Here is a 9,526-nt window from a genome sequence, read left to right as displayed (position 1 = left end):
TGACTGTGCCAAAATCAAGTAAACTTGATTCTGATTGGTCACTCAGTTCATTGATAAATCTTTTTTGATTATCATCAACGAGTGCCCACACAGATTGATAGGTTTATATTGTTAAAGAGCGTTCTTCGCTGGCTTGCCGAGGCTTCCTTTGAAGAGGCGGCCATTCTAGCGAGATAATGAAAAGTGTCAAACACTTTATTAAATTATTTCGTCTTACCGATTTGACCTACTGATTGGCTGCTGGTTGGGCTTGAACCCTTACTGGCTGTGCCGTGTCAGTGAGGCGGCATTATAGAGATCGCCGTCACGTTGGCAACCCCTTTTTGCTGTTTTTTTTGATTTTCTGTTCGTTGGGATAATTTTTATTCAAAAAGAGTTGTTTTGACGCTATTTCTGTTTAATTTATCTTATGGCGTCAGTTATTAAAGGAGACGAGCATGTCATCAATTCGTAGTTATAAAGGAATATCCCCACAAATCGGACAGCGCGTCTATATAGATAGTAGCTCGGTGTTGGTTGGCGATATTGTTTTAGGCGATGATTCCAGCATATGGCCATTGGTTGCAGCCAGAGGCGATGTAAACCATATTCACATTGGCCAACGTAGCAACATTCAAGATGGCAGCGTACTGCACGTGACTCATAAAAACACCGAAAACCCGGATGGTTTTCCACTTATTATTGGCGATGACGTCACAATTGGCCATAAAGTGATGCTGCATGGTTGCGTAATCCATGATCGAGTCTTAATTGGCATGGGAGCAATTGTGCTCGATGGCGTAGTCGTTGAGTCGGAGGTGATGGTTGGAGCTGGCAGTTTAGTGCCACCAAACAAGGTATTGGTTAGCGGCTATCTTTATGTAGGATCCCCAGTGAAACAGATCCGCCCGCTAACAGATAAAGAGCGAGCTTTTTTGCTTAAATCTTCCGACAACTATGTGCAGAACAAAAATGACTATCTTACGAGTGTCAAAGAAAGCCATTAACTAAGCTTTAATCTCTATTTGTCCATCTAAATTGAACGCTTCATCTTCAATCAAGCTTTCAGCAAGCTCTTCAAGGTCAAATCGCCATTGTTCAAAAACTTGAATAGCTTGCTCACCGTTAGTAATCATTTCACCAGACAGATGGCTCAGTACTGACTTGTGTACCGTACACTCGAGCAAAGCTCCCGCGTGTTGAGCAGGAAAAAGTACGCTTTGGCTTGCCGAGTGCCACGTTTGTCGGTCAGGAAATAAAATCGCTTGATTCATGATTAGCCTTCTAGATTTTTTCTCAGTTCTCTCAATATTTGTCGAGAACCCGGCCTGAGTCCGCGCCATAGCATAAAGCTCTCCGCAGCTTGCCCAACCAACATCCCCAAACCATCATAAGCATGAGCGCAATGATGACTTAATGCCCACTGATTGAATGTTGTTAATCCTTTGCCATACATCATGTCATAGGCCACACTGCTCTTACTGAAGATCGTCGGAGCGATGTTTGGCAATTCACCATCCAAGCTGGCCGAGGTCGAGTTAATGATGAGGTCAAAATGCTGATTAATCTCTTCCAGCGCGATTGCTTTTACCGCGCCAAAGGGACTAAAAAGCGTGGCGAGCTGCTCGGCTTTTGCAAAGGTGCGGTTGGTAATCACGATACTTGTAGGGTGCTGATCGAGTAAGGGCTTAATCACGCCGCGCGCCGCGCCGCCAGCACCAATCACTAAAATGGAAGCGTCTCGTAGTGGCACTTGGTACTGAAGCAGATCTTGAACCAGCCCTTCACCATCAGTGTTATCACCGATGATTTCGCCATCATCTAATTTTTTCAGTGTATTGACCGCGCCTGCAAGTTGAGCTCGCTCGGTTAATCGATCCGCAAACTGATACGCTTCTTCTTTAAAAGGCACGGTAATATTGCACCCTCGACCACCGGAGGCAAAAAAGGTTTCAGCCGCTTGTTTAAAGCCATCTAGAGCCGCGAGTTGAGCGGTATAGTGCATTTCCTGACTGGTTTGCCGTGCAAAAAGTGTGTGGATCATCGGCGATTTACTGTGTCCGATTGGATTACCAAATACTGCATATTGATCAATGTGATGAGCCATATCCTTGCCTCTCGATAATTAACAGGGCCACCTCGGCGCCCCTATCATTGAAAATGTACCGCGGTCACCACTCCCTCGGCAGCAAGAAGGTGTTTAATTTCGCTTCTGCGCTGCCCTCTTCCGCTTGATAACGATATTGCCAACGAGCTAATGGCGGCATCGACATTAAAATCGATTCCGTTCGACCGCCACTTTGCAAACCAAATAATGTGCCGCGATCATACACTAAGTTGAACTCTACATAGCGACCACGGCGATAAAGTTGAAACTGGCGCTCTCTCTCACCGTACTCCATCGCTTGACGACGTTCAACAATCGGCAAATACGCAGCGGTGTATCCTTTACCGACAGCTTGCATATAAGCAAAACAGCGCTCAAATCCCCAAGCATTTAAATCATCGAAAAATAGGCCACCAATACCGCGCGTTTCATTGCGATGAGGGAGGAAGAAATACTCATCGCACCACGATTTATGTTCGGCATACACTTTTTCACCAAAAGGAACACACAGTGCTTTCGCTGTGGCATGCCATGATTGAGCATCTTCTTCAAACGGATAGAAAGGCGTTAAGTCAAATCCTCCGCCAAACCACCAGATAGGATCTTCGCCTTCTTTTTCAGCGATGAAGAAACGAACATTGGCGTGAGAAGTCGGAACATAGGGATTGTTTGGATGCATCACCAAAGAAACCCCCATCGCTTCAAAATGACGTCCAGCTAATTCAGGGCGATGCGCGGTCGCTGAAGCGGGCATTTGCTGCCCTTGCACATGCGAGAAATTCACGCCGCCTTGTTCAAAAACACGGCCTTCTTTCATCACTCGAGTTCGCCCACCGCCTCCCAAACGCTCACTCGGTTCGCGATGCCATGCATCTTCTTCAAACAGTGCTTGGCCATCCGCTTGTTCAAGTTGCTGGCAAATGGAGTCTTGCAGCTCAAGCAAAAATTGTTTGACGGCTTGCTTATCAATGGTTGGCATCGCTTACTTCCTTAGCAGGATTAACCCTGTCTTAATACTTGTGAGGTTTTCGCGTCACGAATTTCACTGGGCTTATTTCGACCACCGGTTTGACCATCTAAAATCGCAACCAGTTGCTCACCCAGTTGCGATTCAACTTCTTCCGTTGTCAGGCAAGGTGCAAGACCACTTAAATTCGCACTGGTCGAGGTTAATGGTTTTCCAAACGCATTGCATAGCTTTTGCACTAAAGGATGATCTGTCACACGTACGGCTATCGAATCAAATTGCCCACTCACCCAAGTAGAGACTTTATCACTGGTCGGCATTATCCATGTCACAGGGCCAGGCCAGGTGGCATGTACTCGTGCAAGCTGCTCTGATGTCAACTGGCTCTCATCAATATAAGGAAGCAATTGTTCGTAAGAGGCCGCAATTAAAATCAACCCCTTTTCCACAGGACGCTGCTTGAGCGCTAAGAGCTTCTGAATGGCTTGCGGGTTATCTGGGTCACACCCAACCCCAAACACGCCTTCCGTTGGGTAGGCAATTACTTCACCGTCACGTAGAGCCTGCAAAGTGTGTTCAAAGTTATTCACAAAAACTGTCCATCGGTTTCTTTAATACAGTGCGGCTAAGTGTACAAACTTCGTTGAAAACTGGCTAAAGCTATTTGTTTATAAAATGTATCAATTCCACAATTAAGCTGACGCAAACGTTTTCCTAAGGAAAAAATACTCGTATAATGCGCGCAAATTATCCCGCTCACCCCATTTTTAGAAGTATTAAGGAGTTTGAGATGAAAGTCGGAATTATCATGGGTTCAAAATCCGATTGGCCCACAATGAAGCTAGCTGCTGACATGTTGGATCAATTTGGTGTGGCATACGAAACCAAAGTTGTCTCTGCTCACCGCACACCTCAACTTCTTGCCGATTACGCCACCAGCGCAAGAGAACGCGGCCTTAAAGTCATCATAGCTGGCGCAGGCGGAGCCGCACACCTGCCGGGCATGACGGCAGCGTTTACTAGCTTGCCGGTACTTGGCGTTCCCGTTCAGTCAAAGGCACTCAAAGGGATGGACTCTTTACTCTCGATTGTGCAAATGCCAAAAGGGATTGCGGTGGGCACCTTAGCTATTGGAGAAGCAGGCGCGGCCAATGCTGGGCTGCTTGCCGCGCAAATCATCGGCACCAGTGATGAGGCCGTCATGGCAAAAGTGGAAGCATTTCGTTTAGCACAAACTGAAGCGGTGTTGAGCCACCCTAACCCTGCAGAGGATTGATACTATGCACGTTTTAGTCTTGGGCGCTGGGCAACTGGCACGCATGATGGCTCTGGCTGGCGCTCCGCTGAACATTCAAATCTCCGCTTTTGATGTGGGCAGCGGTAACATCGTCCATCCTTTGACATTACACATCACTGGTCATGGTTTAGACAATGCGATCAAACAAGCGGATGTCATTACCGCTGAATTTGAGCATATTCCCCATGAAATCCTCACTGTTTGTGAGCAAAGTGGTAAGTTTCTTCCTAGCGTCGAAGCCATTAAAGCCGGAGGCGATCGCCGTCTTGAAAAAGCGCTACTCGATGAAGCCAACGCAAAAAATGCCCAATACTTTGTGATTAATACTCGTGAAGATTTAGATGCCGCGATAACCAACATCGGCCTACCTATAGTTCTAAAAAGTGCACTGGGTGGCTATGACGGAAAGGGTCAATGGCGTTTAAAAGAAGCTTCACAAGCAGAGCTCATTTGGCCAGAAATGGAAGCCTGTATCCAAGCCACTCCGACTCAAGCGATAGTGGCAGAGCAGTTTGTCCCCTTTGATCGTGAAGTCTCGTTAGTCGGCGCGCGTGCCAAAGATGGCAGCATCGCGGTTTACCCGCTGGCAGAAAATGTGCACATCAACGGTGTACTAAGTTTATCAACGGCGATAGATGACCCAGCCTTGCAAGAGCAAGCACTGTCGATGTTTACCTCGGTTGCCGCTCGTCTCAATTATGTCGGTGTGCTAGCGCTCGAGTTTTTTGATGTGCAGGGAACATTGTTGGTGAATGAAATTGCACCACGAGTCCATAACTCTGGTCACTGGACACAGCAAGGCGCAGAAACCTGCCAATTTGAGAATCACCTTCGCGCAGTATGTGGCTTACCTTTAGGCAGCACGAAGTTACTTCGCCCAACCGCGATGATTAATATTTTGGGTGAGGACAATTTACCAGAAGCCGTGATGACGATTGAAGGCTGCCACATTCATTGGTATGGCAAAGAGAAACGTGCTGGGCGCAAAATGGGCCATATTAATGTCAGTGCAGATTACAACGCGCAGTTGCAACGAACGCTCTGTTGCTTGGCTGAAGTGCTTGATGCGACAACGTATCCAGCCTTGCACCATTTTGTTCAAGCGCTCAAGCCGACTCTCTAAAACAAACCTAATTGACGATAAATACGGATAAAAAATGGCACGTTCAATGTGCCATTTTCATATGCGGTCGCTTTGCTCTGTGGCGGATTGAATATGACCACATTTTCGATCAGCACATTGCAGCTTGATACCACTGGCGAGTTTTTTCTCTATCAATAATCCAAACCCACATTTTTCGCATTTACCGGCAACAGGTTGCTGATTAACGGCAAACTTGCATTTAGGGTAATTATCGCAAGCATGAAAAGTTTTACCATGGCGCGTTTTTCGCTCCACTAAATGGCCTTTCAAACATTCAGGGCAAAGCTGTTTTGACTGAGAAACATTGTCTGCAGGGGAATCTGTATCTTGGATATGGTGGCAATGCGGATAATGACTACACCCGATAAACATGCCATAACGACCTTGGCGTAACACTAATTCATGGCCACACTCTGGGCATGGCACACCCAACTCCTTAACGATATGACCATCATTTTGCTGCAGCGGCTTAATATAGTCACAATTGGGATAATGGTTACAGCCTAAAAACAGCCCATGCTTACCCTGACGAAGCTGTAATTGGCCACCACATTGCGGACAAGGCTCATGCTGCAGCGCTTGTCCATGCGCAGAAAAAAGGGGGGACTTGGTTTTACGACTCATAATGCTCAACTAAACGAACGGCTGCAATCAATGCAAAATACCTTGATCTTTGGTGTATAGCAGCTCTTCCATAAGCGTGTAAGCATTTTCATTTCCCGGTACATTAAATAGCACCATCAAAATGATCCACTTTAAGTCATCCAATTCAAATTCATTGGTTTCTAAACCCATCACTCGATCAATCACCATTTCACGAATTTCAGGAGTTAATACTTTCACTTGTTCGAGGAACAATAAAAAACCTCGGCTTTCAAGATCCAGCCTGTCCATCTCTGGTGCTGTGTACATCCGCATCGAAGTCGCAGCACTGGTTGCCATCGCTGAATGAGCATCGGTTTGTTGCAATGCCGCAAGCTCTTCTAACCAATTCAGGGCCTTATAGATATCTTTCTGGTGAAAACCGGCTCGAAGCAATTCATCTTCAAGCTCATCTTGATCGACTTGCAAATCTACATCGCTATGGACGTAGGTTTCAAATAGATACATCAATATATCCATCATCATAGCTAACCCTTCCCCTTACGAATATAGCCGCCAGAAACGGCAACAACATGACCTGAAAGCTCAAGTTCTAAAAGCTGCATCATGACTTCATGGACAGGTATATGGGTCCTGCTCGCAAGAATATCAACAGGCGTAGCCTCTACTCCTACGTTAGCTAACAGTTCAGCAAATGGCAATTGCTGATCGCTCTGTACAGAAAATAAATCAGGTTGAGGCTGCTTTTGGCGCAATGACCAGTCTACTAAGGTGCCGATTTCAGATAATACTTGTTCACTGTTTTGCACCAAGCACGCCCCACAACGAATAAGTTGATTACTACCGTGGCAATTTGAGTTAGCAATGGAGCCCGGAATAACAAACACATCTCGCCCTTGCTCAGCCGCATAGCGCGCCGTGATCAACGAGCCACTTTTCTCCGCCGCTTCCACCACTAAAACACCAACCGCTAACCCGCTGATAATGCGATTTCGCCGCGGAAAGTTATCTGGCCTTGGTTTGGCTTTGGGACGAAATTCCGAGACTAATGCTCCGCTTTCCATCACCCGTTGCGCTAATTTTTTATGTCGCGCTGGGTAAATAGATTCAAGGCCCGAACCGAGCACGGCTATCGTCTCACCACCCGCTTGCAACGCACCGTCATGAGCATGTCCATCAATACCTAATGCCAAACCACTGGTGACAACCAAGCCCTGTTGCACAAATTCTCGCGCAAACTGATGAGCAACTCGTTGGCCATCAGGGCTCGCATTACGACTGCCGACGATCGCCATTTGCGGATCAGAGAGTGCTGTTATTCGTCCTTTGACAAATAAAACCGGAGGTGCGGTAGCAATTTCTTTTAGTAACGAAGGGTAACCATCGCAAAATGAAGTAAGGATGTGATGAGACTCATTAGCTTGCTGCCAACTTAGGCATTCTTCAACTTCTTGAGGAGCTGTCTCGCGCAGATAACGGATTTGCTCTTGAACTAGACCCAACGCGGCTAACTCCCGCTCGGAATAGTCAATTAAATGAGCAAGAGAAGCGACGCTAGCAAGGCGAGAAAGTTTCTTGCCACCCAATTTTGGCACAAAGCTGAATGCTAGCCACGCCGCTAATTCGTTCTGCTCCATCAGCTTGCGGTATCATCCTTAACCACCGAGTCCGTATCGGCTTGTTCATTTGGCTCGATTGTTAGCTCTGGTTTGAGCGGCGAAACCGCGATTACACTTTTACTAATCGGCACGAGGCTATCGGTAATCAAAGCCAAACTAAAATGTTCATAAGGTCGAATGACCATCAAACTGCCCACCAAGCTGCTTGGTAATTGCAGGGTTTCATCAAGGTTCTGTTGGTGCTGTCCTTTCTTTCCAGACACTTTAGAACCAGCTTGAATCAAATCAAACATCGTCCCTTGACGCAGTTGATCTGCAAGGCCTTTATCGATCACAACTACCTGATTCTGCGCCGAATACTCACTACCCTCCAACGATCCGAGGATGTGCGTTTCAGCTTGTAGTCGCGATGGCGATGGGAAAAAAGTGGTTGAAAGCGTTAAGGTTTCGACGCCCACTTCAGGTAGGGCAATATCATTGACTCTTATCTCTTGTTGCTGTGCGGTGATGGTTAGCCCGCTAAAAGCCTCATCGGCGGAGACCAATTCACCAGAAGCAATCAAACGCAAAGCAACCATAGTTTTATTTTTCGCGGCAGCATCATGACGAGAAAACTCAGCGATTTCACGATAAATACCCCATTTGGGGTGAGTCTGTTGCCCGCTTATGTAGAGCGTATCTTGCGCCGTCAGGTATTGTTTACCGTCGCTGGCACCGAGCACACGCTGGCTCTCTTGTAATGTTTGCTTATCCAGTAAGCGATCCGTATGCAGATACGGCAACACTAATCCCTCTTGCACGGTCGGAACCGCTTTTTTCTCAAGCACACGCACTTTCGGACTCAACTTGACTATAGGTTTTAAACTCAACACCGGCTGTCCGTTACGCCAGACTAAGGTCAGCTTATCGCCGGGATAAATCAAATGCGGGTTATCGATCTCTGGGTTAATTTGCCATAAACGTGGCCACAACCACGGGTTATCAAGATAGAGCGCAGAAATATCCCACAAGGTATCTCCTTTGACGACCGTGTATGTCTGCGGGGCATTTGCTTTGACGGTGAGCGCCATATCCTCCGCCGCCAACGCATTAACGACCAATGACAACGGTAAAAACACACACACTAAATAACGAATAAATCGTGACATGACCTCTGTTCCTTGGCCGAAATAAGTAAGGATGAATCAGATTATTAACATTTGGATGCTGTCATTTGGGTCATAAAATGTCTAGAATTGAGCCAACAAGCTTTAAGCTGTTTCGGCACAGTTCAATATTTCGAGTGTATATGTCTGTATTACAAGTATTAACATTCCCAGATGATCGTCTTCGTACCGTGGCAAAACCGGTAGAGAAAGTGACACCTGAGATCCAAAAAATCGTCGATGACATGATTGAGACTATGTACGACGAGGACGGTATCGGCCTTGCCGCAACGCAAGTCGATATTCACCAACGCATCGTTGTGATCGATATTTCAGAGAGTCGCGACCAGCCAATGGTTCTGATTAACCCTGAAATCTTAGAGAAACGCGGTGAAGATGGCATTGAAGAAGGCTGTCTGTCGGTCCCGGGCTCACGCGCCCTTGTTCCTCGCGCAGCAGAAGTCACAGTCAAAGCATTAGATCGTGATGGCAACGAATTCTCATTTGAAGCGGATGACCTTTTAGCCATTTGTGTTCAACACGAGCTTGATCACTTACAAGGCAAACTGTTTGTGGATTACCTTTCGCCATTAAAGCGTAAGCGTATTAGAGATAAGCTAGAGAAAATCAAACGTTATAACGAAAAAAACTAACTTAAGTGAGGT

Annotated in this window: 12 protein-coding genes; 4 read left to right on the top strand and 8 right to left on the bottom strand. The window is 46.6% G+C overall.

The annotated features are described in order from the left end of the window. The first annotated feature begins 437 nt into the window (after positions 1 to 437). Entirely contained in the window at positions 438 to 986 is a 549-nt protein-coding gene (locus tag AACQ79_RS00440) for a gamma carbonic anhydrase family protein (RefSeq protein ID WP_013855523.1), read from the top strand. On the opposite strand, the gene AACQ79_RS00435 is transcribed toward AACQ79_RS00440, so the two are convergent. From AACQ79_RS00435 to AACQ79_RS00420, 4 genes are all read right to left on the bottom strand, one after another. Next, positions 987 to 1,253: a DUF1488 family protein gene (locus AACQ79_RS00435; RefSeq protein WP_010319906.1), complete on the bottom strand. Its 267-nt coding sequence runs from the start codon at positions 1,251 to 1,253 to the stop codon at positions 987 to 989. A 2-nt stretch (positions 1,254 to 1,255) separates the two neighbouring features. Further along, entirely contained in the window at positions 1,256 to 2,086 is an 831-nt protein-coding gene (gene aroE / locus AACQ79_RS00430) for a shikimate dehydrogenase (RefSeq protein ID WP_017046340.1), read from the bottom strand. A gap of 64 nt (positions 2,087 to 2,150) precedes the next feature. After that, on the bottom strand, positions 2,151 to 3,065 hold the full coding sequence (gene hemF / locus AACQ79_RS00425) for an oxygen-dependent coproporphyrinogen oxidase (protein WP_170899534.1): 915 nt from the start codon (positions 3,063 to 3,065) through the stop codon (positions 2,151 to 2,153). Positions 3,066 to 3,085: 20 nt separating this feature from the next. After that, entirely contained in the window at positions 3,086 to 3,643 is a 558-nt protein-coding gene (locus AACQ79_RS00420) for an L-threonylcarbamoyladenylate synthase (RefSeq protein WP_017043689.1), read from the bottom strand. 200 nt (positions 3,644 to 3,843) lie between these two features. Between AACQ79_RS00420 and purE the strand changes: the two genes are divergently transcribed. Together purE and AACQ79_RS00410 are read left to right on the top strand one after the other, a co-directional pair. Next, complete coding sequence (purE, locus tag AACQ79_RS00415; RefSeq protein ID WP_010319910.1) at positions 3,844 to 4,329, top strand: 5-(carboxyamino)imidazole ribonucleotide mutase; 486 nt, start codon at positions 3,844 to 3,846, stop codon at positions 4,327 to 4,329. 4 nt (positions 4,330 to 4,333) lie between these two features. Then, positions 4,334 to 5,473: a 5-(carboxyamino)imidazole ribonucleotide synthase gene (locus AACQ79_RS00410; RefSeq protein ID WP_170899533.1), complete on the top strand. Its 1,140-nt coding sequence runs from the start codon at positions 4,334 to 4,336 to the stop codon at positions 5,471 to 5,473. Positions 5,474 to 5,530: 57 nt separating this feature from the next. Here AACQ79_RS00410 and AACQ79_RS00405 read toward each other — a convergent pair whose 3' ends face one another. Genes AACQ79_RS00405 through AACQ79_RS00390 form a run of 4 tightly spaced genes read right to left on the bottom strand, consistent with a single transcriptional unit; the run spans position 5,531 to position 8,864 of the window. Further along, positions 5,531 to 6,118 (bottom strand): DNA topoisomerase family protein, encoded by a 588-nt coding sequence (locus AACQ79_RS00405; protein WP_170899532.1) that lies wholly within the window; start codon positions 6,116 to 6,118, stop codon positions 5,531 to 5,533. Between the two features lie 27 nt (positions 6,119 to 6,145). After that, complete coding sequence (locus AACQ79_RS00400) at positions 6,146 to 6,622, bottom strand: DUF494 family protein (protein WP_064624061.1); 477 nt, start codon at positions 6,620 to 6,622, stop codon at positions 6,146 to 6,148. A gap of 2 nt (positions 6,623 to 6,624) precedes the next feature. After that, positions 6,625 to 7,734: a DNA-processing protein DprA gene (gene dprA / locus AACQ79_RS00395; RefSeq protein WP_170899531.1), complete on the bottom strand. Its 1,110-nt coding sequence runs from the start codon at positions 7,732 to 7,734 to the stop codon at positions 6,625 to 6,627. After that, complete coding sequence (locus AACQ79_RS00390) at positions 7,734 to 8,864, bottom strand: LysM peptidoglycan-binding domain-containing protein (protein ID WP_170899530.1); 1,131 nt, start codon at positions 8,862 to 8,864, stop codon at positions 7,734 to 7,736. Before AACQ79_RS00390 ends, dprA begins: the two co-directional genes overlap by 1 nt. A 140-nt stretch (positions 8,865 to 9,004) precedes the next feature. Between AACQ79_RS00390 and def the strand changes: the two genes are divergently transcribed. Then, positions 9,005 to 9,514 (top strand): peptide deformylase, encoded by a 510-nt coding sequence (gene def / locus AACQ79_RS00385; RefSeq protein WP_038148727.1) that lies wholly within the window; start codon positions 9,005 to 9,007, stop codon positions 9,512 to 9,514. Positions 9,515 to 9,526: the final 12 nt, after the last annotated feature.

It is taken from the genome of Vibrio sp. 3-2(1), from assembly GCF_963887575.1.
GTDB lineage: Bacteria > Pseudomonadota > Gammaproteobacteria > Enterobacterales > Vibrionaceae > Vibrio > Vibrio anguillarum.
This window is presented reverse-complemented; position numbering and strand designations above follow the sequence as displayed.